At 27.4% G+C, this 24,146-nt stretch carries 28 protein-coding genes; 15 read left to right on the forward strand and 13 right to left on the reverse strand.

Annotation, left to right across the window (positions count from 1 at the left end; genetic code table 11):
• Positions 1-15 precede the first annotated feature (15 nt).
• Positions 16-432: a hypothetical protein gene (locus RT575_RS03705; RefSeq protein ID WP_313385318.1), complete on the forward strand. Its 417-nt coding sequence runs from the start codon at positions 16-18 to the stop codon at positions 430-432.
• Positions 433-551: 119 nt separating this feature from the next.
• Positions 552-1,505, forward strand: coding sequence for a LysR substrate-binding domain-containing protein (locus RT575_RS03710; RefSeq protein WP_313385320.1), 954 nt, complete (start codon positions 552-554; stop codon positions 1,503-1,505).
• A gap of 57 nt (positions 1,506-1,562) precedes the next feature.
• On the opposite strand, the gene RT575_RS03715 is transcribed toward RT575_RS03710, so the two are convergent.
• Both RT575_RS03715 and RT575_RS03720 read right to left on the reverse strand, forming a co-directional pair.
• Positions 1,563-2,147 carry a porin family protein gene (locus tag RT575_RS03715; RefSeq protein WP_313385322.1) on the reverse strand — a complete coding sequence of 195 codons (585 nt, stop codon included), beginning with the start codon at positions 2,145-2,147 and terminating at the stop codon, positions 1,563-1,565.
• Between the two features lie 131 nt (positions 2,148-2,278).
• Positions 2,279-3,496 carry a glycosyltransferase N-terminal domain-containing protein gene (locus RT575_RS03720; RefSeq protein WP_313578920.1) on the reverse strand — a complete coding sequence of 406 codons (1,218 nt, stop codon included), beginning with the start codon at positions 3,494-3,496 and terminating at the stop codon, positions 2,279-2,281.
• 139 nt (positions 3,497-3,635) lie between these two features.
• On the opposite strand from RT575_RS03720, the gene RT575_RS03725 reads away from it, so the two are divergent.
• From RT575_RS03725 to RT575_RS03735, 3 genes are all read left to right on the forward strand, one after another.
• A complete protein-coding gene (locus RT575_RS03725; RefSeq protein WP_313578921.1) occupies positions 3,636-4,751 on the forward strand; it encodes a DegT/DnrJ/EryC1/StrS family aminotransferase in 1,116 nt (371 codons plus the stop codon).
• Between the two features lie 97 nt (positions 4,752-4,848).
• Positions 4,849-5,856, forward strand: a complete 1,008-nt coding sequence (gene galE, locus RT575_RS03730; RefSeq protein ID WP_313578922.1) for a UDP-glucose 4-epimerase GalE — start codon at positions 4,849-4,851, stop codon at positions 5,854-5,856.
• Between the two features lie 9 nt (positions 5,857-5,865).
• Positions 5,866-6,267 (forward strand): NUDIX domain-containing protein, encoded by a 402-nt coding sequence (locus RT575_RS03735; protein ID WP_313578924.1) that lies wholly within the window; start codon positions 5,866-5,868, stop codon positions 6,265-6,267.
• A gap of 25 nt (positions 6,268-6,292) precedes the next feature.
• Here the strand turns inward: RT575_RS03735 and RT575_RS03740 are convergent, their stop codons facing one another.
• Positions 6,293-7,294, reverse strand: coding sequence for an AraC family transcriptional regulator (locus tag RT575_RS03740; RefSeq protein ID WP_313385331.1), 1,002 nt, complete (start codon positions 7,292-7,294; stop codon positions 6,293-6,295).
• A 94-nt stretch (positions 7,295-7,388) separates the two neighbouring features.
• Here RT575_RS03740 and RT575_RS03745 point away from each other — a divergent pair, with 94 nt between their 5' ends.
• Both RT575_RS03745 and RT575_RS03750 read left to right on the forward strand, forming a co-directional pair.
• Entirely contained in the window at positions 7,389-9,809 is a 2,421-nt protein-coding gene (locus RT575_RS03745) for a TonB-dependent receptor plug domain-containing protein (RefSeq protein ID WP_313578926.1), read from the forward strand.
• A 4-nt stretch (positions 9,810-9,813) separates the two neighbouring features.
• Positions 9,814-10,971 carry a PepSY-associated TM helix domain-containing protein gene (locus RT575_RS03750; RefSeq protein ID WP_313578927.1) on the forward strand — a complete coding sequence of 386 codons (1,158 nt, stop codon included), beginning with the start codon at positions 9,814-9,816 and terminating at the stop codon, positions 10,969-10,971.
• Between the two features lie 79 nt (positions 10,972-11,050).
• Here the strand turns inward: RT575_RS03750 and RT575_RS03755 are convergent, their stop codons facing one another.
• Positions 11,051-12,460, reverse strand: coding sequence for an amino acid permease (locus tag RT575_RS03755; RefSeq protein WP_313578928.1), 1,410 nt, complete (start codon positions 12,458-12,460; stop codon positions 11,051-11,053).
• Between the two features lie 279 nt (positions 12,461-12,739).
• Here RT575_RS03755 and RT575_RS03760 point away from each other — a divergent pair, with 279 nt between their 5' ends.
• The gene (locus RT575_RS03760) at positions 12,740-13,333 is read left to right on the forward strand and encodes a phosphoribosyltransferase family protein (RefSeq protein WP_313385339.1); all 594 of its coding nucleotides are present in this window, start codon (positions 12,740-12,742) and stop codon (positions 13,331-13,333) included.
• Entirely contained in the window at positions 13,311-13,934 is a 624-nt protein-coding gene (locus RT575_RS03765; RefSeq protein ID WP_313385341.1) for an HAD family hydrolase, read from the forward strand. Before RT575_RS03760 ends, RT575_RS03765 begins: the two co-directional genes overlap by 23 nt.
• 12 nt (positions 13,935-13,946) lie before the next feature.
• On the opposite strand, the gene RT575_RS03770 is transcribed toward RT575_RS03765, so the two are convergent.
• The 6 genes from RT575_RS03770 to rsfS all read right to left on the reverse strand — a co-directional run bounded on the left by RT575_RS03770 (position 13,947) and on the right by rsfS (position 18,940).
• Positions 13,947-14,216, reverse strand: coding sequence for a hypothetical protein (locus RT575_RS03770; protein WP_313578930.1), 270 nt, complete (start codon positions 14,214-14,216; stop codon positions 13,947-13,949).
• An 81-nt stretch (positions 14,217-14,297) separates the two neighbouring features.
• On the reverse strand, positions 14,298-14,948 hold the full coding sequence (locus RT575_RS03775) for a phosphatidylserine decarboxylase family protein (RefSeq protein WP_313385343.1): 651 nt from the start codon (positions 14,946-14,948) through the stop codon (positions 14,298-14,300).
• The gene (locus tag RT575_RS03780) at positions 14,945-15,793 is read right to left on the reverse strand and encodes a phosphatidate cytidylyltransferase (protein WP_313578932.1); all 849 of its coding nucleotides are present in this window, start codon (positions 15,791-15,793) and stop codon (positions 14,945-14,947) included. The genes RT575_RS03775 and RT575_RS03780 overlap by 4 nt, the downstream gene beginning before the upstream one ends.
• A 2-nt stretch (positions 15,794-15,795) precedes the next feature.
• Positions 15,796-16,404, reverse strand: coding sequence for a hypothetical protein (locus RT575_RS03785; RefSeq protein WP_313578934.1), 609 nt, complete (start codon positions 16,402-16,404; stop codon positions 15,796-15,798).
• A gap of 132 nt (positions 16,405-16,536) precedes the next feature.
• Positions 16,537-18,549, reverse strand: a complete 2,013-nt coding sequence (ftsH, locus tag RT575_RS03790) for an ATP-dependent zinc metalloprotease FtsH (RefSeq protein ID WP_313385348.1) — start codon at positions 18,547-18,549, stop codon at positions 16,537-16,539.
• Between the two features lie 22 nt (positions 18,550-18,571).
• Positions 18,572-18,940, reverse strand: coding sequence for a ribosome silencing factor (gene rsfS / locus RT575_RS03795; protein ID WP_313375582.1), 369 nt, complete (start codon positions 18,938-18,940; stop codon positions 18,572-18,574).
• Positions 18,941-19,035: 95 nt separating this feature from the next.
• Here rsfS and RT575_RS03800 point away from each other — a divergent pair, with 95 nt between their 5' ends.
• Genes RT575_RS03800 through RT575_RS03815 form a run of 4 tightly spaced genes read left to right on the forward strand, consistent with a single transcriptional unit; the run spans position 19,036 to position 21,163 of the window.
• The gene (locus RT575_RS03800; protein ID WP_313385350.1) at positions 19,036-19,749 is read left to right on the forward strand and encodes a biotin--[acetyl-CoA-carboxylase] ligase; all 714 of its coding nucleotides are present in this window, start codon (positions 19,036-19,038) and stop codon (positions 19,747-19,749) included.
• 26 nt (positions 19,750-19,775) lie between these two features.
• Entirely contained in the window at positions 19,776-20,291 is a 516-nt protein-coding gene (idi, locus tag RT575_RS03805) for an isopentenyl-diphosphate Delta-isomerase (protein ID WP_313385351.1), read from the forward strand.
• A gap of 12 nt (positions 20,292-20,303) precedes the next feature.
• Positions 20,304-20,714 (forward strand): 6-carboxytetrahydropterin synthase, encoded by a 411-nt coding sequence (locus tag RT575_RS03810; RefSeq protein ID WP_313385353.1) that lies wholly within the window; start codon positions 20,304-20,306, stop codon positions 20,712-20,714.
• A complete protein-coding gene (locus RT575_RS03815; protein WP_313578937.1) occupies positions 20,711-21,163 on the forward strand; it encodes a peroxiredoxin in 453 nt (150 codons plus the stop codon). The genes RT575_RS03810 and RT575_RS03815 overlap by 4 nt, the downstream gene beginning before the upstream one ends.
• Here RT575_RS03815 and RT575_RS03820 read toward each other — a convergent pair.
• Genes RT575_RS03820 through RT575_RS03830 form a run of 3 tightly spaced genes read right to left on the reverse strand, consistent with a single transcriptional unit; the run spans position 21,160 to position 22,491 of the window.
• On the reverse strand, positions 21,160-21,342 hold the full coding sequence (locus RT575_RS03820; RefSeq protein ID WP_313375589.1) for a hypothetical protein: 183 nt from the start codon (positions 21,340-21,342) through the stop codon (positions 21,160-21,162). The two genes, RT575_RS03815 and RT575_RS03820, sit on opposite strands and share 4 nt — an antisense overlap.
• A gap of 16 nt (positions 21,343-21,358) precedes the next feature.
• Positions 21,359-21,751: a hypothetical protein gene (locus tag RT575_RS03825; RefSeq protein WP_313375591.1), complete on the reverse strand. Its 393-nt coding sequence runs from the start codon at positions 21,749-21,751 to the stop codon at positions 21,359-21,361.
• 14 nt (positions 21,752-21,765) lie between these two features.
• Positions 21,766-22,491, reverse strand: coding sequence for a YiiX/YebB-like N1pC/P60 family cysteine hydrolase (locus RT575_RS03830; protein WP_313578939.1), 726 nt, complete (start codon positions 22,489-22,491; stop codon positions 21,766-21,768).
• Positions 22,492-22,534: 43 nt separating this feature from the next.
• Here RT575_RS03830 and RT575_RS03835 point away from each other — a divergent pair, with 43 nt between their 5' ends.
• The gene (locus tag RT575_RS03835) at positions 22,535-22,897 is read left to right on the forward strand and encodes a hypothetical protein (protein ID WP_313578941.1); all 363 of its coding nucleotides are present in this window, start codon (positions 22,535-22,537) and stop codon (positions 22,895-22,897) included.
• An 81-nt stretch (positions 22,898-22,978) separates the two neighbouring features.
• Entirely contained in the window at positions 22,979-24,055 is a 1,077-nt protein-coding gene (gene gcvT / locus RT575_RS03840) for a glycine cleavage system aminomethyltransferase GcvT (protein ID WP_313578943.1), read from the forward strand.
• The last annotated feature ends 91 nt before the right edge of the window (positions 24,056-24,146 follow it).

A 24,146-nucleotide genomic window follows, 5' to 3' on the forward strand; every position in this document is an offset into this window, starting at 1 on the left:
ATAATACTTAAACTAATGAATAAATTTTTTATAGCTGTTGCTGCAATTACTGTTGTTTCTTTTTCTTCTTGTAAATCAAAAAAAGAAAAAGTTGATGAAAATGTAGAAAACACTCAAAAACAACTTGAAGAAACTGTAACTGATCAAATCAAAAAAGGGCAAGAAAATGTAGATAAAATCGATGATTTTATTAATGATATACCAACATTTTCTTCTCCTGAAGCAAATGAGTGGATAAAAAAATACGGAGAATTAGCTAAAGAAATGAAGGTTGCTGCAACAACAGGTGACCAAGATAAATTAGCTGAATTAACTAAGCAAGCAGTGGATTTATCATCTGAGTTAAGAAAAATTACTCAGAAGTTAACACCAGAAGATGCTAAAAAATTAAATGACTGGACTTCAAAAATTCAAAATGAATTAAGTAAGTAAAATAATAAAATAAATGAGGCTCGGTTTTCCGAGCTTTTTTTATCTCTATTAATTATATATATTAATAATATTATTTCTTACCTTTATCACAAATATTTATAGAATATTATTCTTAATATATGACATTAGTACAATTACAATATGTATTAGCAGTAGCAGAGCATAAAAACTTTACAATTGCTGCTGAAAAATCATTTGTTACTCAGCCAACGCTAAGTATGCAAATACAAAAATTGGAAAAAGAATTAAATATTGATATTTTTGATAGAACTTCTCATCCAATTAAAATAACTCAGATAGGAGAAAAAATAGTAGCCCAAGCAAAAACAATTTTGATGGAGGCTAATAGAATGAAACACCTTGTAAACGAAGAAAAAGGTTTACTAGAAGGTGATTTTGTTATTGGAGTTATTCCAACTGTTTTACCCTCTCTAGTTCCATTATTTTATAAAACTTTTCAGAAGAATAATCCTAAATCTAATCTTATAATAAAAGAATTACAGACGGATAAAATAGTAAAAGGAATAAAAGACGGTTCGTTAGATTTTGGAATTGTTGTATCTCCATTATATGAAGATCAGATTATAGAAAAACCATTATATTATGAACCTTTAATTGCTTATGTTCCTAAAGGACATCGTTTATCTGATAAAGATAGAATTAAAGAATCTGATTTGGATACAGCTGATTTATTAATTTTACAAGAAGGTCACTGTTTTAGAAATAATGTATTAGCTTTATGTGATACTTCTCATATGAAGAATAGACCAATAAAATTAGAATCAGGTAGCTTTGAAGCTTTAATAAAACTTGCTAATGATGGATATGGAATGACTTTATTACCATCTTTAGTTGCAGAAGATTTACCAAATGATTTAAAAGGTAATATAAAAGATTTTGAATCTCCTGTTCCTACAAGAGAAGTTGCTTTAATCTATCATCAATCTCAATTGAGAAACTCTTTTGAGAAGGAATTAATTAATACAATCCAAAGTATTTTACGAGGTAAAATATTTTTAGAAAAAGATCAGAGAATAGATTCTAATATGATCTCACTTCCAACAAACAAATAATTAGAATACATAAAAAAAACTTCAATTTTTTAATTGAAGTTTTTTTTATGTATTCTTTTAAAGTTCAGATAACTTATAAGCTATTCCAATATTAAAATAGGTATTGGTTGTTTTTCGACCGTCAGGATTATGATTGATATCTGTAAGCCCCTTAGTGATACGAGCATTTATTTCTATTTCATCCGAAATTTTGTATCCAGCACCAAAATTAAGACCAAAATCAAATGTCTTAAAATTATCAGTTACATTAGTTTTTATATCTGTTTTCCCATCTTTAATTTTTTGTTGAGCAGAAACTAAGAAACCTAATTGAGGACCAAACTCAACATTGAATCCATCCATAATTTCGTAACGTCCCATTAATGGAATATTAATGTTATGAGTGACTAATCTAGATTTAGCATTAGAATTTGTTTTTAAACCTGCACCTTGTTTAGAATATAAAATCTCTGGTTGAAAACTGAATTGGTCAGTAATTGCGTAATTAGCATATCCTCCAAGAGAATAATCCACTTTAAATTTTGAAGTTGGATAATTAGATAGTGTTGAAAAATTAATTCCTCCTTTTACACCTAAATCAATTTGTGCATGTGCTGTATTTAAACCACCAAATATTGCTAGTCCAAAAATTAGTTTTTTCATGTATATTATTTTAATATGTTACAATAGCTTGTATTTGTAATTTTGCTAGAGTAAAGCTATATCCATAGTTATAGTTGAATAGAATTAAACAAGAATACAATTTTTGTGCCTATTTGTAACTTCTAATTAAATTAATTGAAATTATATTTTTCTAAGTACTGTAATATAATTTTGGTTGAGTTAGGGGAATTCATAACAAAATTTTTAGCCTTATGACCAGCTTCAGTTCTAAAGCTTTCATTATCCATTAATTGTTTAAAAATGGTATTGAAATCTGTTTGGTTACTTATAGAAAATCCACCTCCTATTTCTACTAAATCAACAGCTTCTTGAAATTTTTTATATCTAGGTCCAAAAACTACAGGATTCCCAAATGTTACAGCTTCTAAGGTATTGTGTATTCCAGCACCAAATCCTCCACCAATATATGTTATATCTGCATAAGAGTAAACTTTCGATAGAATACCAATTGTATCAAGTATAAAAACTTTTGCTTTTGATAAACTTTCTAGTGATGTTTTCTCTAAATCAGAAAATTTTACTGTGGATTGATTGATTTTAGAAATAAAAGAATCTATTTCGTTGTTATTTAAGTTATGTGGAGCAAAAACAATTTTCCAATCATCATTTAATTTATTTGTGATTAATTCTATAAATAATTCTTCATCTTTTGGCCAAGAACTTCCTACAACAATTAATTTTGAATCATTTTTGAATGAATCCATAAAGTCTAATTGATTGTTTTGATGAATGATTTGTTTCACTCGATCAAAACGTGTATCTCCAGCTATTGTAACTTGTTTAATATTTATTGATGATAGTAAATCTTTTGACTTTTGATTCTGAACAAAAAAATGATTAATTAAACTCAATTTCTTCGCAAACCAATTATTCCCATTTTTTTTGAAAAAATTTTGACTTTCTCTAAAAATAGATGAAACAACAATTGTGGGTATTTTATTAGTATTTAGTTCTGTAATTAAATTAAACCAATATTCGTATTTTACCAGTATTAATATATCAGGATGTAATAATTTTATTAATTCTTTGGTGTTTGATTTTGTATCTAATGGTAAGTAAAAAATTAAATCTGCACCTTCATAATTTTTTCGAATTTCATAACCAGAAGGAGAAAAAAATGATAAAGCAATCTTGTGTGTAGGATATTTTTCTCGTAAAGCTTCTATAACTGGTCTTCCTTGTTCAAATTCCCCTAAAGAAGAGCAATGAACCCATAAAATTTTATCATTTTTTTGGATTGAAGATATTATTTTTTCTTGCCAATTTTTGCGTCCATCTACCCAAAGCTTAGCTTTCTTATTAAAGTTTGAAGCCAATTTTAACGCCATTCCGTACGCCTTAATTGATATGTTATAAAATTCTTGCACAATGTTGCAAAGTTAAAGATTTGTAATGAGCTTTTTTTGTACATTTGTTTGAATAGTAGCAACTTTTTTTAGTTGCGTTTTTTGAAAGATTCATTGCATTATGAAAAAAATACAAATGGTTGACTTACAAAGTCAATATCAAAAAATAAAAGAAGATGTAGATACTGCGATTTTGAATGTATTAGGATCTGCGGCATTTATTAATGGACCAGAAGTAAAACAATTCGAAACAGAATTACAGGATTATTTAGATGTAAAACATGTAATACCTTGTGCTAATGGGACAGATGCTTTACAAATAGCTTTAATGTCTTTAGGGTTAGAGCCAGGAGATGAGGTTATTACAGCAGATTTTACATTTGCAGCAACAGTAGAAGTTGTTGATTTATTGAAGTTAACTTCTGTATTAGTAGATGTTGATTATACTACTTTTACAATTGACATTGAAAAATTAAAAGCTGCGATTACTCCTAAAACAAGAGCTATTATTCCTGTTCATTTATTTGGTCAATGTGCTAATATGGATGAGGTAATGGCTGTAGCAAAAGAATACAACTTATTTGTAATAGAAGATACTGCACAAGCTATTGGTGCTGATTATAAAGGTAAAAAAGCAGGTACAATAGGACATATTGGTTGTACATCTTTCTTCCCTTCTAAAAACCTTGGTTGTTATGGAGATGGAGGAGCAATTTTTACAAATGATGATGAATTAGCTCACAAACTAAGAGGAATTGTGAATCATGGAATGTATAAAAGATATTACCATGATGAGGTTGGTGTAAATTCTCGTTTAGATTCTGTACAAGCTGCAGTTTTACGTAAAAAATTACCTTTATTAGACAGTTATAATGAAGCTCGTAATAAAGCCGCTGCTTATTATTCTGAAGCTTTTAAAGATATTGAAGAATTACTAACACCAGAAGTAAATGAAAACAGTACACATGTTTTTCATCAATATACTTTACGTGTTACAAATGGTAAAAGAAATGAATTACAAGCTTTTTTAACAGAAAAAGAAATTCCTGCGATGATTTATTATCCAGTTCCTTTACGTAAGCAAAAGGCATATAATAATGGACATTATAACGATGCAGATTTCCCAAATACAAATAAATTAGTAGAAGAAGTAATTTCTTTACCAATGCATACAGAATTAGATGAAGAACAATTAATGTTTATTACGTCTGCTGTAAAAGAGTTTTTTGGAAAATAATTTAAAAAAAATATTTTTATTTAAAAGCTTCTGATTTGTTTCAGAAGCTTTTTTAATTTTTATACATTTGGATAACTAAAAAACTAGAAATAAAAAAATGAATAAAATACTTGTCACAGGAGGATTAGGATATATAGGATCTCATACAGTTGTCGCACTACAAAATGCAGGTTATGAAGTTGTTATTATAGATGATCTTTCTAATGCGAATGTAGATTTTGTTGATCGTATTACATCTATCACAAATATAAAACCTTCTTTTTATGAAATTGACTTAAAGAATCAAGAAAAAGTAAATCAATTTTTTAATGAAAATAAAATAGATGGTATTATTCATTTTGCAGCACATAAAGCTGTAGGAGAATCTGTAGAAAAACCATTAATGTATTATAGAAATAATTTAGTTGGATTACTAAATATTCTTGATGGAATGAAAGATTTCAATACAGATAATATTATATTTAGTTCATCTTGTACAGTTTATGGGCAAGCAGATAAAATGCCTATAGATGAAAATACATCACTTAAAAAACCAGAATCTCCCTATGGTAAAACAAAGCAAATGGGAGAGGAAATTTTAGAAGATTTTTCGAATGCTTTTAATAAAAAAGTGATTTGTTTGAGATATTTTAATCCTGTTGGAGCTCATTCATCTTTAAAAATAGGAGAACTTCCTAATGGAATACCAAATAATTTAATTCCTTATGTTACACAAACTGCAGCTGGTATTAGAGAATATTTGTCTGTTTTCGGTGGTGATTATCCTACAAAGGATGGAACTGCAATCAGAGATTATATTGATGTAAATGATCTTGCTGATGCACATGTTCTAGCTATAGCACGTTTATTAGAAAATAAAAATAAAACGAAATTAGAATTTTTTAATTTAGGAACAGGAACAGGATCTACAGTTTTAGAAGTTGTACACGCTTTCGAAAATGCAAATAATATTAAAGTTAACTATCAAATAAAAGAAAGAAGATTAGGTGATATCGTGGAAGCCTATGCAAATAACTCTTTAGCAGCACAAGAGTTGAATTGGCAACCTAAAATATCATTGACGGAAAGTATGCTTACTGCTTGGGAATGGCAAAAATCTATCTAATTTGTTATCATGAATAGTCTTTATACATCAGGATTACTTGTGTTAGATCATAATAAATTATTGCTAACTTATAGTAAGAATAAAAAAGCTTGGTATTTACCTGGTGGTAAATTAGATAATAATGAAACATCTTTAGAAGCTTTAGTTAGGGAGATAAAAGAAGAGTTGAGTTTAGAATTAAATTCAAAAGAATTAACTTTTTATACTCATATTTCTGCACCAGCATACGGAGAAGATAATTTACAAATGGAACAAGATTGTTTTCTTTATGATTTGAAAACAGAAATAAAACCAACAAATGAAATTGAAGCGATTAAATATTTTAGCTTTGATGAATATAAAGAAGAAGAAATTCAAGTAATTGGAGTTCTTCAGGTATTTGAAAAATTAATTAAAGATAGTTTGATATAGCAAATATCAAAAAAAGAGTAATTATTTAATAATTACTCTTTTTTGTATTTACTTTTTTTTGTCTTATTTTATTAGGATTGACTCCACATTCTTTTTTAAATGCAACAGAAAAGGCAGATGAAGAAGAATAACCTGTTTTATATGCTATTTCTTTAATAGATAAATCACTATTTTTTAAAAGTTCTAATGCATACTTCATATGTACTTGTGATGAAAATTGATAAATTCCCATTCCAAATAATTCTTTGAATCCTTTTTTTAATTTAAATTCATTTATGTAAAATTGATTAGATAATTGTTCAATTGTGTAATATTGTTCAGGATTCTTTTTTATGAAATTTTGAATATCATTCAATATATTGATATCATCATTTTTTAATCTAGAATTATTTTCTTTTTTTTGATTAGACAGCTTCTCATCAATCCATTCAAAAATCAATTGAAGAAGATACATGATACGTGCTTTTATAAAATATTCTTTTGATATTCCTTTTAATTCACATTCTTTTATTTCTTTTAAAGCATAAAACATTTGTGGGGATATAGGAATTCCATCATTTATTAAACGTGTAAATTTTTTACTATCAATTGATGATATAAAAGGATCAATGTATGATGTTTTTTCAAAAAAGTCATGAAAAAAATCTGGAGAAACATAGATATCTAAATTACGATAAGTTACATTCTTTTTATAATAAATTTCAACATTAACTCCATTAGGAGTATAGTAGATATAATTATGATTTGGTAAATAAATATTTTTTTTATCATTTATTTTATCTTCAATAACTTCATCATTCAATATAAAAGCAAGTTCAATATGTTTACTAGATGAATTTGTAATAGATTTTAATGTATAATCTTTAAAATAAGTATATTTATATTCATTTATAACAAAATCAGAATTATTAAATATTTTATTTACATGAAATTCTACTAATTCATTTTTTAAATAATTATTTTTATTCTGACTTAAAAAGTTAAAAAATTCTTTCTCTGATGTAGAATAAGTTTCTACTGCTCCCATATTCGAATGTTTTTATTCTAAATCCTAAATTTTAACAAGATTTTTAGAATTATTTTTGCCTCAAATTTAATTAAACTAATTCTAAATAACTAACATGTTAAGAAAGAAAATGTTATTGAGTTTAATTGCTTTACCAGCAATTGCATGGGCTCAAGAAAAAGGAAGTGTAGAAGGGAAAGTAACAAATCAAAATAATGAAATTGTTGCAAATGCAAAAGTATTGTTAAATAATGGAGAGCAAGTTACATATACAAATAATTTAGGAAATTATAAATTTGATAATTTATCCAAAGGAAATTATACAATTAATATAGAAGATCCAGAAATATTAGACACGTATACATTCACTATAGATGGTAATAATACAATAAAATATAATTTTGTTCGATCAGATGTTGATTATCAATTATCAACTGCAAATGTCGTTGCAAATAGAACAACAATTCCATCATCTACATTACGTTTAGGAGAAAATTTATTAGTAACTCCACAAAATATACAAGTTATTGATCAAAGATTATTAAACGATCAAATGATTTTTACAACAGCAGAAGGTTTATCAAGAAATGTTAGTGGTGTAAGAACTATACTTCATCAAGAAGAAGGTAGTGTAGGTATTGCTGTCAGAGGTTTTCAAGCTTCAAATTTAAGAAATGGTATGGATGTTAGTGGTAGTTTTGGTCCACTAAGAGAGGATATGTCATTTGTTGATAGAGTAGAGTTTGTAAAAGGACCTGCAGGTTTCATGATGGGAAATACTCAACCAGGAGGTTTTTATAACATAGTGACTAAAAAGCCAATGGGGAACAATAAAAAAACTGTTCAAATGACATTAGGTAGTTATAATTTATATAGAGCTACAGCTGATATAGATCAAGTATTATCTAAAGATGGAAAGTTTTTAGGGAGATTAAACTTAATGGGAACTAAAAAAGGAAATGTTCAGCAATATACAGATAATGAGCAATTTGTTATAAACCCATCTTTAAAGTATAACATTTCTGATGATACAAATGTAACATTAGAATATATTTATTCTCAAAATAATTATACGGGAGGATTTTCTAAATATATTTATGGAATAGATGGTTTTAAAGAAGTTAAAAAATCTTTCACTTTTAGTGACCCTATTATTGACCCAACAAAATCTTGGGAACATAATGTTTACGGGACAATTAACCATAATTTTAATCAAGATTGGCTATTAACAGCTCAATTTGGTTACATAAGATCAGAGATGGAAGGTTCATCACTTTATGCTCAGTATAATAATATAGCTCTTAAGGATGATCCAGATAAAGGAGTTAAAAAAGGTGATGTTGTTAGAAACTTAAGCATAGGAGATGCATTAAATACTTCAACTGTAGGTCAGGTTTTTACAAGAGGTAAATTTAGAACTGGTAATGTAAATCACAATATATTAACAGGTTTAGATATGGGGAAAAAATTCTATGTCGCTGATTGGTCAATTGCAGGAACTATAAAAGATCCTTCAGGTAAACTACCTACAAATGAAAAAGGTGAAGTTATTTTCAATATTTATAATCCTGTTTATGGCAATTTAACAAAGGATATGATTCCAACATATGATCGTTCTAAATCTTTAAGAGAACGAGGAGCAATGTATCTATCTAATTATTCTTATACATCATTTCATATTCAGGATGAAGCACGATTTTTAGATGATAAATTAAGAATTGCAGCAGGTATTCGTTATACTTCTACAAATAAAGAATCTGCAGCAAGTAGTGGAAAACAAGTTAAAAATAATGCATTTACACCTCGTTTTAGTATAACAGGTTTGATAACTCCTACTTTTACAGCCTATGCATTATATGATGAATCTTTTCAAGAGCAAGTAGGTGTTCTTGTAGGGGGAGGTGCAGCAGATCCTTCTTATGGTAAGAATAAAGAAATAGGAGTGAAGAAAACATGGTTTGGAGGACGATTAATGACAAATTTAACTGCATATCATCTTACAAAAACAAATATACTTACTTCTGCAGGAGCTGATTATCCAGGAATGTCTGAGCAATCAGGAAAAGCAGTTTCTAAAGGGATTGAGTTGGATGTAAATGGTTCTATAAATAAAAATTGGAATATTATGTTCAATTACTCATATACAGATGCTAAAGTTACAGAGGATAATGATCCAACAAAAATTGGAGGTATGTTGTATGGTACAGCTCGTCATATTTCTAATGCTTGGATAAAATATACAATAACAGAAGGAGAATTAGAAGGTTTAGGATTTTCTGCTGGTTATGAGTATCAAGCAAAACGAGCTGTATGGCCAGTTGTTAAAGATCATAAATTTTTACCAGATGATTTATTTTCAATTGATTTAGGAATGTCATATCAAAAAAATAATTATCAAATCTCACTTCTTGTAAATAATGTAACAGATCGTTATAATTATGTAGGTTTTTATCCAGGAGCTTGGAGTTATACACATTATGGTTGGAGAGTTGTAAATCCTTTAGGATTTAAATTAAACTTATCATATACATTTTAATAAAATGGAAAAAAGACAGAGTAAGGTTAAAAAAAAAGTAAATAAAAGAAGTTTATTCTATCGAATATCAGCCTGGCTACATTTGTGGCTAGGCTTATTTTCTGGAATAATAATCGTTATTATAGCTATTACAGGAGCTATATTATCTTTTAAAGATGAAATATCAGATATTATTTATCCTGAGTTAATAGTAAGAGATGAGGGTTTACAAATGGTTTCTCCTAGTGAATTATATTTATTAGCTAAAAAAGAATATCCAGATAAAGAAGCTACTTTTATTTGGAGACCGACTGGACAAGCAGCTGCAATAGGTTTTGGAGAAAGAAATACAGGTTTCTTATTGTATGTGAATCCATTTTCAAAAGAAATTATAAAAAGACCATCTTTTCAAAAAGAATTTGATTTTTTTAGTTGGGCCTTAAAAGGTCACCGTACACTTTGGTTACCAAGAGAAATAGGTAGACCAATTATTAATTATAGTACACTAATTTTTCTTATTACTTTACTTACAGGTTTAGTTTTATGGTGGCCCAAAAAATGGACTAAAGCAATAAAAAAACAAAGTTTTACAATAAAATGGGGGGCAAAAACAAAACGTTTAAATTATGATTTACATAATGTATTAGGATTTTACTCTTTAATTATATTAATCATTATTTCTATGACAGGTATGTTTTATGGTTTACCTTGGTTTAATAAATTTTTATATTGGTCTACATCTTTTGGAAAATCAATAGAAAAACCAAAAGAATTAAAATCCGATATAACGAATTATAATCCTGATAAATTATCAGAAATGATGCATATTTCATGGGAAGATGCAATAAAATCTTCTAAACTGAAAGGTTATTACTTCACAATACCAAAAGATTCGGTTTCGACAATCAATATTTTTTCATATCAATCTCATCGTAAATTTTATGATATGAAAATGGCTTCTTATGATAGAAATTCAGGACAGAAATTAGATGATGGATCTATTTATGCACAAGAATTTAATCAAGCAGATTTTGCGGGAAAAATTGTAAAATTAAATTATGATTTACATATAGGTTCATATGCAGGTTTATTCGGAAGAGCAGTTTATTTTTTTATAACATTAATAGGAGCTTCATTACCAATAACAGGTTTTCTAGTATGGTGGTTTAAGAAGAAAAAATAATATTTGATATTAAAATATAAAAAAAATCAGATTAAAATAATTTTAATCTGATTTTTTTATATGAATGTATTATTTTTATCTAATCATCAATTTTGCTATGTTTTTTACCATAAAAGAAATAAATAAAAACACCTATAATTAACCATATTATAAGTCTATACCAACTTTCTTTTGTAAGTGAAGTCATTAAATAAACACATACAACAACACCTAAAACAGGGATTAATGGAACTAATGGAACTTTAAATTTTCTTTCTGCATTAGGCATTTTTTTACGCATAACAATAATACCAACACAAACTAAACAAAAAGCAAATAGTGTACCTATACTAACCATATGACCTAATTCTTTTATAGGGACAAATCCTGAAAAAATACTTACAAAAACTAAGAAAAATAAATTAGTCTTCCAAGGTGTATGAAACTTTTTATGGATATTTGAGAAAAATGGAGGTAATAAACCATCATTGCTCATACTATAAAAAACACGACTTTGTCCAAGTAGCATAACTAAAATTACAGACGTATATCCTGCAATAATAGCAATAATTAATATTGTTTGTAAAAATGTATATCCAGTTGCAGCAAAAGCTGTAGCCGCAGGTGAAGCATCACCAGCAAATACAGTATAGGGAACTAAGCCTGTCATAACCCAAGAAAATAATACATATAGTATAGTACAAATTACTAAAGATCCTAAAATTCCAATAGGCATACCCTTTTGAGGATTTTTAGCCTCCTGAGCAGCTGTAGATACTGCATCAAATCCAACAAAAGAAAAGAATACAACTGCAGCTCCAGCTGCTATACCAGTCATCCCCCCAAAGTCTGTTCCAGGAATATTTTTAGGAATAAACGGAACATGGTTAGCTGGGTTTATATGGCTCCAGCCTAAAGCTATAAACACTATAACAACAGTAATTTTTAAAATAACTAAAATATTATTTATTATTGCAGACTCTTTTGTACCTCTAATTAGAACTAGAGAAAGTAAACAAACAATAATAATCGCAGGTAGATTTACAATTCCTCCATCAGCAGGAGCATGTAATAGTTCTTGCGGAATATGAATATTAAACTGGAGTAGTAATTTATCTAAATATGCCGACCAACTAACACTAACGGTTGCTGCAGCTAATGCATATTCTAAAACTAAATCCCAACCGATAATCCAAGCAACAAATTCTCCCATGGTAGCATAAGAGTATGTATATGCACTTCCTGCAACAGGTATCATTGATGCAAATTCAGCATAGCAAAGTCCGGCGAAAGCACAACCAACAGCAGCGAGTACAAATGATAATGTTACAGCAGGGCCAGCATGATCAGCAGCTGCAATTCCAGTTAAACTAAATAAACCTGCGCCAATAATAGCACCAATACCTAAAGCTATTAAAGCTCCTGAGGAAAGAGATCTTTTTAAACCACCATCAGACTCTTTAGAATCTTCAATTAATTTTGATAATGGTTTAATTTTCCAAATAGACATAAAATGAGAGTTAATAAGATTAATAAATTATTTTTTCAATATATTACTATTACATTAATATTTAATTTAATATATAAAATAAAAGTTAAATAAATAAAAAATATGTAATTATCATCCTTTTTTTATGATATAAATGTAATATATTGTGCTCTTATTTCTTAGTAATTAAATTATTCATAATTCAACAGAGATAAGTAAAAAATAAATTTTATTTTTTTTGTTTTACAGCAATAGTTATAGACAATATTAGTTAATATATTAGATTGATTCTAAATTTTAATGGAAGTACTTAATTTTAATCATAATTTATTTGATAAATTTTTAACGAATAAAATTTCTAAATTTTTAGATAATGATACAACGTGTTTAGTTATAGGTATCAAAGAAGGAGGAATGCCTTTAGCTGAGATAGTAGCACAAAAGTTACAATCTTATACATCAGAAAAAGTAGATTTAGTAGGAGTCATATGTCAACGATCTTCAACTAAAATTAAAAAAAATAAAAGAACAAGATTTATTTTAAAGAAAGGTCTTAATATTTTACCTGAATTACTATTAAATAAATTGAGAGTTTTAGAGCATTCAATTTTAATTAATAATAAGGATTTACATAGAGATATATTTATACCAAATGATATTGATTATTTGAAATATGACAAAATATTGATTGTTGATGATGCTGTTGATTCTGGTGCAACTCTTAAAAAAGTACTAGAAGGAATTAATAAATATATTAATTCTGATATTAATATTACAACTTTATCTGTTGTAGTTACTGATACAAAAGCATCAATTATTCCAGATTATTATTTATATTCAGATGTATTAATTAGATTCCCTTGGTCATTGGATGGACAAAAAAGCAATTTTTGATTTTGATAAAACTTTAATCTCTGTAAATTCATTTACTTATTGGGTTTTATTTCTTTGGATAATTAGTTTAAGAAAATTTAATTTTAGATTATTTTTTAAAATATCGTATTTAATTTTTTTAAGAAAAATAATAAAAAAAATATCTCACAAAGATTTTAAGAAGGAATTGTTATTACTTAATTATGAAGAGAAATATGATATAATTTTTTGTGAAAAATTACATAAATATATTAATCATGATGTATTAAATGAATTAATAAAGTTAAATAATTTAAATTATAGTTTAGCGATTTCTTCTGCTGCTCCAGAAAAATATTTAAAGAAATACATAAAAAATTATTTAAAAATTGATACTATTTTAATCGTAGGATCTGTCGTAAAAAATGGATTGCTTTTAGATAATTTTAAAGAAAATAAATTATCTAACTTAATTAAAAATAACTTTCTTACTAACGATGAGGAATATGATTTTTTATTTACAGATTCTAATGATGATATTTTATTGGCTAAAAATGCAAAAAAAATATATTTAATTTCACCCAATAAAGAAACTGTACAAAGCTATGTTAATCTTTATTCATCAAAAATAGAAATAAAATAAAAAAGCTGAATCTTAATGATCAGCTTTTTCTGTATTTTCTTTTGCTTGAGCAGATTCTTCTGTTGCAACTTTCGTAGAATCTTTTACTTCTTCTTTATGAACTTCTGCTGCTTCAACATGCTCTTCGTGTTCTTCATGCTCAGCATGTTCAACTTTATGGTGCATTTCTTCAGCAGTAGCTGGCTCATGTTCTAGTTCTATTACTCCATGATTTCCACTTGCTTTGAAATTACAAGAAGTAGCAAGAGCTGCAATAGCTACTAAAAGAGTTAATTTTTTCATGTCGTACAAATTTATTGTAAGGTTATTTTTACTATTGTTTACTACAAAAGTAGTCAAAAACATTGATTTCTACTAAATGATTTATCTTAATTGAGCAATTTTTTGAATTCCTCCTTTGGTTTTATCTCCAACTTTTACATTGATTTCAGTATCAAGAGGTAAAAATATATCTACACGAGAACCAAATTTTATAAATCCATATTCTTTTCCAGCGACAGCAATATCATTTTCTTTACTGTAACAAACAATTCTACGTGCTACAGCACCAGCGATTTGTCTAAAAAGAACTTTTGTTTTATCTTCATTTTCAACAACGACAGTTGTTCTTTCGTTTAATTCTGATGATTTTGGATGAAAAGCTACTAAAAATTTTCCAGGATGGTATTTAGAATAAATAACTTTACCATTGATTGGATAACGAGTAACATGAACATTAAGCGGTGTCATGAAGATTGAAAGTTGAATACATTTTTGATTTAAATATTCATTTTCAAAAACTTCTTCAAGTACAACTACTTTACCATCAACAGGTGCAATTATACAATTTTCTGAAGAATCTGATTCTCGAATAGGATTGCGAAAGAACCACACAATAAAACCATACAAAACCCATAAAGGTAAAGCGAAATATAATCCATAAATTGGAAAAAAGTGATGCAAAACTACTGTAGCTATTGCAAAAATAATTAAACAGCCTATTAAAATTGCTGTTCCCTCTCTGTGAAGTTTCATAAAGTATATATGAATAAATAATATAAATAAACAAATGGAACGACAAATATAAAACTATCTAGTCGATCTAAAAAACCACCATGTCCAGGAATTAAATTACTACTATCTTTTACATTAAAAAATCGTTTTAATTTAGATTCTGTTAAATCTCCTAAGGGTCCTAAAATAGCGATAATAAGACTTATAATAATCCAATTACCTTGTAGATTACCTTTAAAAAAGGTTTCAATAATAAATCCAGCTATTAGTGTGAAAATAATTCCTCCAAAAAAACCCTCCCATGTTTTACCGCCAGAAATTTTAGGAGCAAGTTTATGTTTTCCTATTAAACTTCCTGTAAGATAAGCAAATGAGTCACTACACCAAAGTAATAAAAATATAAAAAATACTTCATAATGCATAACTTTTTCTCCTAAATTGTAATCGTAACTTGGTAAAGTTAAGGCTAGAGCAAATGGACAAATAATATATGTTATACTTAATGTAAATTTACCAAAGTCATTTAGTAATTCATTTGTAGACTTAAAAATAATATAAATACTGAATACAAAAAGAACTGGTATAATAAAGTATAAACTTTTTAAATAAAAAAAGTAATGATTTGAAATTTCAAATGAATTTAGAAATTCTTTACTATAATAAGCAAAAATTACTATAGTTGTTAATATAGAACCAAATTGGAATAATTTATTTTTAAGATTTGTAATTTTTAGAAATTCATACAAACAGAAAAGACCGAAAATCATCATCAAGACAATTAATCCCTTTGGATGTATAGTGGTTCCTAAATAAATGAAAAGAGCATAAATAATACCTGAAATAGCTCTCATTGAAAAATTCTTCATAGTTATTCTTCAACCAATAACAAATAAATATTCTTCGCATTCTGGATGTTCGTGAATCTGTGCATATTCTTGCCGCGAATGGAAGTTATTTTAGATGGAAGGTTTTCTTTTTTTAATGTTCGTAATTTTTGTAATGCTGCACCTACATTCTCTACTAATTGAGATGGGCGTGCATAGATAATAAAATTTGATGGAAAATCATCTATATTTCTTCCAGAAGTTTGATGAGCTGATAACATTATACTACCATCAAATGCGATCAAAAATTCACAATTAAGAAAACTAAGCGTATATGGTGAATTTGTGGGATTGCTAACAAAAGGGATATTGTTTTTGTATAAAATATCTTGTAAATTACTATCCAAACAAATTAATTCAGTAACATTTTCATACTTTATAATTTCTTTTAAATTTTGAAAGGCTTCATTATCATTTTCACAGAACAAAAAGTGTCCACCACCAGCATTAAAGTTTGTTGCAAAAACTTCATCTACAGATGTATTATTTTCAGAGTAATTTGGATGAAATAAATCAATATGATTTTCTTCATTTGTATTTTCCTCAGTTATTTTTGTTGCTTTTTTAAGTAAATTTTTAATTGCTTTCCACATGAATATCTTTGACTTTTAGAATCAGAAAATTCAATTTAAATTTAAAGGTACTAAATTTAAATTGAATTAGTAGTATGCAAAAAAAAATCGTCTTAAACAAGACGATTTTTTTTATATATAATAATGAATTAATTAGATATCATTTCCAGCTTCTGGCTGAATTACTTGTTCAGGTCCAGCTTCAATGGCTTCTTCTTCTTTTTCTTGAATTTGATCTAATTCGTTCACAAATTTTCTAGGTCCAAAGATTTCTTCTAAATCTTCTCTAAAAATAACTTCTTTCTCAATTAATTTTTGAGCTAAAATATCTAGTTCACCTTTGTGTTCTCGTAAAATGTCTTTTGCTCTTTCATATTGAGCTTCGATCATTTTTTTAACTTCTTTATCAATTGTTTGAGCTGTTTGTTCAGAATAAGGTTTACTAAATCCATATTCATTTTGTCCAGAAGAATCATAGTAAGAAACGTTACCAATTTCTTTATTTAAACCGTAAATACTTACCATTGCAGAGGCTTGTTTTGTTACTTTTTCTAAGTCACTTAAAGCTCCTGTAGATATATTATTAAATATTACTTCTTCTGCTGCACGACCACCCATAGTCATACACATTTCATCCAACATTTGTTCTGTTGTAGTAATTTGTCTTTCTTCTGGTAAATACCAAGCTGCACCTAAAGAACGTCCTCTAGGAACAATAGTTACTTTTACTAATGGAGCAGCATGTTCTGTTAACCAACCAATAGTAGCATGTCCAGCTTCATGATAAGCGATACGCTTTTTCTCAGAAGGTTTAATAACTTTATTCTTTTTCTCTAATCCACCAATAATTCTATCAACAGCATCTAAGAAATCCTGTTTTTCAACAACATCTTTGTTTTTACGTGCAGCAACTAAAGCAGCTTCATTACAAACATTAAAGATATCAGCTCCAGAAAATCCAGGAGTTTGTTTAGCTAAAAATTCAATTTCAACATCTTCTCCTAATTTTAAAGGACGTAAATGAACTTGGAAAATTTCTTTACGTTCATTTAATTCAGGTAAATCTACATGAATAATACGATCAAAACGACCTGGACGCATTAATGCTTTATCTAATACATCAGCACGGTTTGTAGCAGCAATAACAATTACGTTAGATTCTGTTCCAAAACCATCCATCTCAGTTAATAATTGGTTTAATGTATTTTCACGTTCATCATTAGAACCTGTAAAGTTAGATTTTCCACGTGCTCTACCAATAGCATCTATTTCATCAATAAATATGATAGAAGGTGATTTTTCTTTAGCATTTTTAAATAAATCTCTAACGCGAGATGCTCCAACACCAACAAACATTTCTACGAAATCAGAACCAGATAAAGAATAAAAAGGAACTTTTGCCTCTCCTGCAACAGCTTTTGCTAATAATGTTTTACCTGTACCAGGAGGGCCTACTAATAATGCTCCTTTAGGAATTCGACCTCCAAGTTTTGTAAACTTGTCTGGATTTTTAAGAAACTCTACAATTTCTTCTATTTCTTCTTTTGCACCTTCTAAACCTGCAACATCTTTGAAAGTAGTTTTGATATGATCTTCTCCTTCAAACAATTTAGCTTTAGATTTACCTACAGAAAAAATACCGCCTCCGCCTCCAGCAGAACCTCCAGCACCCATTCTTCTAAATAACAAGAAGTAGATTAATCCAAAGAAAACTAGAGATACAAAAAGATTCATGAATAATCCTCCAAATCCACTAGGAACCTGAGTATTTAATTTAGCAGTTTTATTAGGGCTTTTTTCTACGTTATCGTAAAAATCTTTTTCAAAATTTCCAGCATCAGCAACATTAAAAACAAAATTTGGTGTTGCACTAGAAAAAAAGTTTAATTTTTCGTTAGAATTTTTGAATTTTTTAAATTCTTCAGTATTAAGAGCTGCATCTGTTAAGAAAACACTTACTCTACCTGTTTCTTTTTCTAAATCAGCTTCTTTTACGTAACCTTTTTCTACATATGATAAAAACGTAGTACGGTCAATACTTTTTGTAGTACTTCCTACTCCACCTATATTATCAGAAAATAATAAAAAGGCAATCAGTAATAATCCTATAATGGCATAAATCCAAGTAGGATTAAACCCCGACGGTTTAAAATTATTTTTTTTCAATTTTTTTTGGTTTCAGTTATGATTAATATTCCATTTCGATACGTGTCTCTATAGCATCGCCCCAAAGACTTTCGATATCGTAATATTCTCTTTGTTCTTTTTGAAAAACATGGACTATAACATTAGTATAATCTAATAAAATCCATTGATTGTTTTGAGTTCCTTCTACATGAAAAGGTCTTTCTGACATTTCTGTTTTCACAGTTCTTTCTACAGAAGCTGCAATACCACTTACTTGTGTATTTGAATTACCTGTACAGATGACAAAGTATTGGCAAAATGCGTTTTCAATTTCTCTTAAATCTAAAATAGTGATTTCTTCACCTTTTACGTTTGTAATTCCGTCAACAATGCTATCTAGCAAGTCCTTTGTATATTGAGTATCTATCATTTTTAATTTTGTAATCGACAAATTTAGTGAATCCTTATTAAAGTTTTGAACATTTTAAAATAACTTTAACCTCTGTATAAAATTAATAAAAAAAAATGAACTTAATAAGTTTTGATTCTTTGCCTAGTACCAACGAATATTTAATTGATTTATCCAAAAAAGATGCCAACAGTTGGACTGTCATACATACTAAAAATCAAACAAAAGGTAAAGGTTATGCTGGTAACGAATGGAAAGTTGCTGCAGGAGAAAATTTGACTTTTAGTTTTTTACTAAAAACAAATTATTCTTTTCAGGAAATGATTTATTTTAATGAATGGATTTCTAATGTTATATGTTTATTTATAAAACGTTATGGTTTTGAAACAAAAGTAAAATGGCCAAATGATATTATACTTAATCAAAAAAAAGTTTGTGGTATTTTGATTGAAAATCATAGGTCAAATAAAGTTATGAATTCTATTATAGGGATAGGCTTAAATGTAAATCAAACTGATTTTAATCACTTACCTAAAGCAACTTCTATACAGAATGTAACTGACAAAAAATATGACATAAATGAAATTTTGACAGATTTAATGTCACTATTTAAAGATCAATATTATATTTTGGAAGAAAAAAAAATCGAATTGATTCATAAAACTTATTTAGATAATTTATTCAAAAAAGATGTTGTTTCTGAATTTAGATTAAATGGAGAATTAATTAATGGAATAATTCGGGATGTAAATGATGCAGGAAATTTGATGATTGAGATTAATTCAGTTTTAAAAGAATTTAAACATAAAGAGATTGAACTTATTTTTTAATTCTATAAAAAAGCTATTTTTGTTATATGAAAGAATTTGTTGTATTAGTAGATGAAAATGATAATAAACTTGGGTTGATGGAAAAACAACAAGCTCATGTTGCAGGTTTATTACATCGTGCGTTTTCTGTTTTTGTATTTAATTCTAAAGGAGAATTAATGATACAACAACGTGCAGCAAGTAAATATCATTCACCAACATTATGGACAAATACTTGTTGTAGTCATCCAAGAGAAAATGAAACCTATATAGAAGGTGCTCATAGACGTTTGGAGGAAGAAATGGGATTTGATTGTGAATTAGAATTTAAATTTAGTTTTATTTACAAAGCTCATTTAGATAATAATTTGACTGAGCATGAATTAGATCATGTTTATATAGGTATATATAATAATGAGCCAAATCTTAATCCTGATGAAGTTATGGCTTATCGTTGGGTAGAATTGGATGAATTAAAAAAAGACATCGAAAAGAATCCTCAATTATATACAGCATGGTTTAAAATAATTTTTGAACACTATGTTTCGTATATTGAGGCATAAAACTATAATAAGATGAAAGTAACTGTAAATAGAAAAGCTCATTTTAATGCAGCGCACAGATTATTTAATCAGAATTGGAGTAAAGAAAAAAACTTCGAAGTTTTTGGAAAGTGTTCTTATCCTAATTATCATGGTCACAATTATGAACTTATTGTTGCTGTAAAAGGAGAAGTAGATCCAGAAACAGGATTTGTAATGAATTTAGATGAGCTTCGAAAAATAATAGAAGTAGAAGTAGAAGATTATTTAGATCATAAAAATTTGAATGTAGATATAGAGGAATTTAAAAATATAAATCCTTCTGCAGAGAATATTGTTATTTTAGTCTGGAATAAAATTAGAGCCAAGCTTTCTAAGGAATTAGAATTAAAAGTTACGCTTTATGAAACACCAAGAAATTTTGTAGAATACGCTGGAGAATGAAAATAGGAGAACATATACCAACTTTTTCGTTGGAAGATAATAAAGGGAATTGGTTTAATTCGGATGAATTTTTACATAAAAAATATTTTGTGTTGTTTTTTTATCCAATGGATTTTACACCAACTTGTACAAAAGAAGTTTGTGAATTTCGTGATTTGAATGCAGATTTTATAGAATTAGATGCAATTGTTGTAGGAATTAATGGACAATCTACATCTTCACATGAAAAATTTTATAATAAACATCAATTAAATTTTCCGTTATTGTCGGACAAAGGAGGGAAGCTATCTAAACTTTTAGGTATTAAAAAGAAATTTGGATTGCTAACACCAAGAGAAACCTTTGTATTTAATAAAAATGGATTTTTAATAGAACATATTGTTTCAAATTTAGCAAATACTCATATAGAAAAAGCAATTGATGCAATAAAAAAAGACCAAGAAAATTAATCTTCTTGGTCTTTTTGTTTATATAAATATTTACGTACAATAACTCGGTAAATAAAAAATATAGCTGTTCCTATAAGTGAAGTTATCAGCATAGATTCTGTATCACTTTTATCAAACAAGTATTTTAATCCAAATAAAACGAAGAAAAATACAATAGAATAAATAATGTTCTGTTTCATGTGGTAAAAATATACATTATTTAACAGCTTTTATACTGTTTTGTTGACTGTCCTTCAAAATATCTTTTTGTATGTTAGTATCGCTCAATAATAAGATTTGAAAAATTGTTATTAGAAGTGGGGAAATAATTCTAAAAATGATAAATCTAAATTTTATGAATTTTTCAGTACCATTAATTTTATCATTTAAAGGAGCATATTTTTCAAATAATTTAGCAAAAATAGTTCCTACTGAAAATAGTAAAACTAAATATATAATAAATGAGTTTTCAAATGTTTTAAAAATCAGATTTAAAGTTATAAATCCAAGTGCTAATAAAATAACTAGAATAATTCTATTCTTTATTTTAATATTTAAGGCTAATAATAAATTGATTGATAGTATTGTTAAGATGTTAATTAAAAGCATTTTTTTGATTTTGTTTAATAACGTTTCGACATGCTCAACGTGACGGCCGTCTTTTTGTTCTTTTTTACCTTTCTAACCACTAAAATTCCAATTTTATTTAATTTATCCGAATTTGCTAATTGATTTGGATTTGTACCAGGTTCATCTTGTGGTATATTTTTTCCTTGTTTTTTATAAAAATTTATCCAAAAATCATCAATTTTTCCTGTTTCACTATTTTTAAAATTCATAGGTATTAATTCAAAAATTTTATCATTTCGGAAAGCTCGTTCAATAAAATCTGAACAATAATATTGATTTTCGTTTAAGATATATAACCAATTATAAGGTTTTCCTAACATTGTTTTTGCTTTCGTAATGGCATTTGGGATAGAATATTGAAATTCTTTTTTTAATCTATAAATCTCTAATTGATTATTGTTTTTATGATTTTTAATATAGAAGCTACCTATGTTTTCTCGTTTAGAACCTCCATCTGTAGTTGCGTGTAAAACAAAAATAGAATCTTTTGTTTTTTCTATTAATCCAATATGGTCAAAATTTAAGTTTTTGGATGTTCTAGTTACTCTGTTTATAGCTCCAGATAAATTTTCTTTTTGTGCACCAACAAAAATTAAATCTCCATTTTGTAATTTATTTAATTTAATTGTTTTATTATCAATTGTTTTTGTGCTACAACTATTCAATATCAATGTAAATAATATTGAAATGATAGGAAATAAAGCGAATATTTTTTTCATTCGGAATGAATTATTACATTTAATCTACGAATTAACCAAAAAGATGAATTATAAAAAAATTTTAACCATATCAATTGTTACATTATTGATATTAGTTGGTGTTGCTATTATAATTGGTAGTAATAAATATAGACGAGTTTTTTTTATAGATAGTTTTCATAATCCAATCGAGAGCAAAATTTCATCAAAGCCAAATAAAGATTATTCTTATGAAATTGTAAGAATAAAAGGAAATACCAATGATACAATAATTATTCAACCTTGTCAAAAATGTGAAGCTGTAAAACTTTCTGGAAAAATAAATCAGAAGTTTATGAATGAATTTAAAACAGGAGAATCAATCATGTATTTTCAGCCTTATAAAGCAACGGAAGGTAAACTGAAAATTGTTCATAAAATAAGATAATAATTTTATCAACTAAAATATTTCTAAAAATTAATTCCTTATTTTTGGGATATTTATAAAGTAATACAAAGCAAACAAACAATGAAAATAACTGCATTAAACCAAAAGCACAAAGATTTAGGTGCTAAAATGGTTCCTTTTGCTGGATATGAAATGCCAGTACAGTACTCAGGTGTTAACCAAGAACATTTTGTAGTACGTGAAAAAGTTGGTGTTTTTGATGTTTCTCACATGGGACAATTTTTCTTAAAAGGCGAAAAAGCAACAGATTTATTACAATATTTACTAACAAATGATGTAAGTAAAGTTGCTATTGGTCAGGCGCAATATAATGCAATGCCAAATGAAAAGGGAGGAATTGTAGATGATTTAATTATTTATAAAATCTCTGATAACGAATGGATGGCTGTTGTAAATGCATCGAATATCGATAAGGATTGGGAATGGATGAACAAACACAATACTTTTGGAGTTGAATTGACAAATAAATCTGATGAGATGTCTTTGTTAGCTATTCAAGGTCCTAAAGCTATTGAAGCAATGCAATCTTTAACAGATGTTAATTTAGCTGAAATTCCTTTTTATCACTTTGCAATAGGAACTTTTGCTGGAATAGAAAATGTTATTATTTCTGCTACAGGATATACAGGATCAGGAGGCTTTGAAATTTATTTTGCAAACGAGCAAGCTGATGCAATGTGGGACAAAGTAATGGAAGCTGGTAAAGATTTTGGGATCGAGCCTTGTGGTTTAGCTGCTCGTGATACATTACGTTTGGAGAAAGGATATTGTTTATACGGAAATGATATAAATGATGAGACAACACCATTAGAAGCAGGACTTGGTTGGGTAACAAAATTAGATACAGGTTTTATCTCTTCCGATATTTTAAAAGCACAAAAAGAGGCAGGAGTAGAAAAGAAACTTGTAGGTTTTAAAATGATTGAAAGAGGTATTCCTCGCCATGATTATAAAGTTGTAGATGATTATGAAAATACAATAGGTATTGTAACTTCTGGAACACAATCGCCTATTTTGAAACAAGGAATAGGTTTGGCTTATGTTCATATTGACTTTGCTAAAATTGGAACAAAAATTAGAATACAAATACGTGATAAAAATATTTTAGCAGAAGTAGTAAAATTACCTTTTGTATAAAAATATAAAATGATAAAAAAAAGTCTGTTTTAAACCATTAAAACAGACTTTTTTTATTTAAAAATTATTATTTCCTACTTAAATTGTAGAG

The organism is Chishuiella sp. (genome assembly GCF_032109125.1).
GTDB lineage: Bacteria > Bacteroidota > Bacteroidia > Flavobacteriales > Weeksellaceae > Empedobacter.

What these genes read in the sequence shown, in the direction of transcription:
- RT575_RS03745 (WP_313578926.1), top strand. Translation starts at nt 7,389, where the DNA reads ATGTTAAGAAAGAAAATGTTATTGAGTTTAATTGCTTTACCAGCAATT.
- rsfS (WP_313375582.1), bottom strand. Translation starts at nt 18,940, where the DNA reads ATGATAGATACTCAATATACAAAGGACTTGCTAGATAGCATTGTTGAC.
- RT575_RS03770 (WP_313578930.1), bottom strand. Translation starts at nt 14,216, where the DNA reads ATGAAAAAATTAACTCTTTTAGTAGCTATTGCAGCTCTTGCTACTTCT.
- galE (WP_313578922.1), top strand. Translation starts at nt 4,849, where the DNA reads ATGAATAAAATACTTGTCACAGGAGGATTAGGATATATAGGATCTCAT.
- RT575_RS03785 (WP_313578934.1), bottom strand. Translation starts at nt 16,404, where the DNA reads ATGTGGAAAGCAATTAAAAATTTACTTAAAAAAGCAACAAAAATAACT.
- RT575_RS03800 (WP_313385350.1), top strand. Translation starts at nt 19,036, where the DNA reads ATGAACTTAATAAGTTTTGATTCTTTGCCTAGTACCAACGAATATTTA.
- RT575_RS03820 (WP_313375589.1), bottom strand. Translation starts at nt 21,342, where the DNA reads ATGAAACAGAACATTATTTATTCTATTGTATTTTTCTTCGTTTTATTT.
- RT575_RS03780 (WP_313578932.1), bottom strand. Translation starts at nt 15,793, where the DNA reads ATGAAGAATTTTTCAATGAGAGCTATTTCAGGTATTATTTATGCTCTT.
- RT575_RS03725 (WP_313578921.1), top strand. Translation starts at nt 3,636, where the DNA reads ATGAAAAAAATACAAATGGTTGACTTACAAAGTCAATATCAAAAAATA.
- RT575_RS03810 (WP_313385353.1), top strand. Translation starts at nt 20,304, where the DNA reads ATGAAAGTAACTGTAAATAGAAAAGCTCATTTTAATGCAGCGCACAGA.
- RT575_RS03760 (WP_313385339.1), top strand. Translation starts at nt 12,740, where the DNA reads ATGGAAGTACTTAATTTTAATCATAATTTATTTGATAAATTTTTAACG.
- gcvT (WP_313578943.1), top strand. Translation starts at nt 22,979, where the DNA reads ATGAAAATAACTGCATTAAACCAAAAGCACAAAGATTTAGGTGCTAAA.
- RT575_RS03815 (WP_313578937.1), top strand. Translation starts at nt 20,711, where the DNA reads ATGAAAATAGGAGAACATATACCAACTTTTTCGTTGGAAGATAATAAA.
- RT575_RS03775 (WP_313385343.1), bottom strand. Translation starts at nt 14,948, where the DNA reads ATGAAACTTCACAGAGAGGGAACAGCAATTTTAATAGGCTGTTTAATT.
- RT575_RS03750 (WP_313578927.1), top strand. Translation starts at nt 9,814, where the DNA reads ATGGAAAAAAGACAGAGTAAGGTTAAAAAAAAAGTAAATAAAAGAAGT.
- RT575_RS03835 (WP_313578941.1), top strand. Translation starts at nt 22,535, where the DNA reads ATGAATTATAAAAAAATTTTAACCATATCAATTGTTACATTATTGATA.
- RT575_RS03830 (WP_313578939.1), bottom strand. Translation starts at nt 22,491, where the DNA reads ATGAAAAAAATATTCGCTTTATTTCCTATCATTTCAATATTATTTACA.
- RT575_RS03755 (WP_313578928.1), bottom strand. Translation starts at nt 12,460, where the DNA reads ATGTCTATTTGGAAAATTAAACCATTATCAAAATTAATTGAAGATTCT.
- RT575_RS03765 (WP_313385341.1), top strand. Translation starts at nt 13,311, where the DNA reads ATGGACAAAAAAGCAATTTTTGATTTTGATAAAACTTTAATCTCTGTA.
- RT575_RS03705 (WP_313385318.1), top strand. Translation starts at nt 16, where the DNA reads ATGAATAAATTTTTTATAGCTGTTGCTGCAATTACTGTTGTTTCTTTT.
- RT575_RS03715 (WP_313385322.1), bottom strand. Translation starts at nt 2,147, where the DNA reads ATGAAAAAACTAATTTTTGGACTAGCAATATTTGGTGGTTTAAATACA.
- RT575_RS03740 (WP_313385331.1), bottom strand. Translation starts at nt 7,294, where the DNA reads ATGGGAGCAGTAGAAACTTATTCTACATCAGAGAAAGAATTTTTTAAC.
- RT575_RS03710 (WP_313385320.1), top strand. Translation starts at nt 552, where the DNA reads ATGACATTAGTACAATTACAATATGTATTAGCAGTAGCAGAGCATAAA.
- RT575_RS03720 (WP_313578920.1), bottom strand. Translation starts at nt 3,496, where the DNA reads ATGGCGTTAAAATTGGCTTCAAACTTTAATAAGAAAGCTAAGCTTTGG.
- RT575_RS03735 (WP_313578924.1), top strand. Translation starts at nt 5,866, where the DNA reads ATGAATAGTCTTTATACATCAGGATTACTTGTGTTAGATCATAATAAA.
- idi (WP_313385351.1), top strand. Translation starts at nt 19,776, where the DNA reads ATGAAAGAATTTGTTGTATTAGTAGATGAAAATGATAATAAACTTGGG.
- RT575_RS03825 (WP_313375591.1), bottom strand. Translation starts at nt 21,751, where the DNA reads ATGCTTTTAATTAACATCTTAACAATACTATCAATCAATTTATTATTA.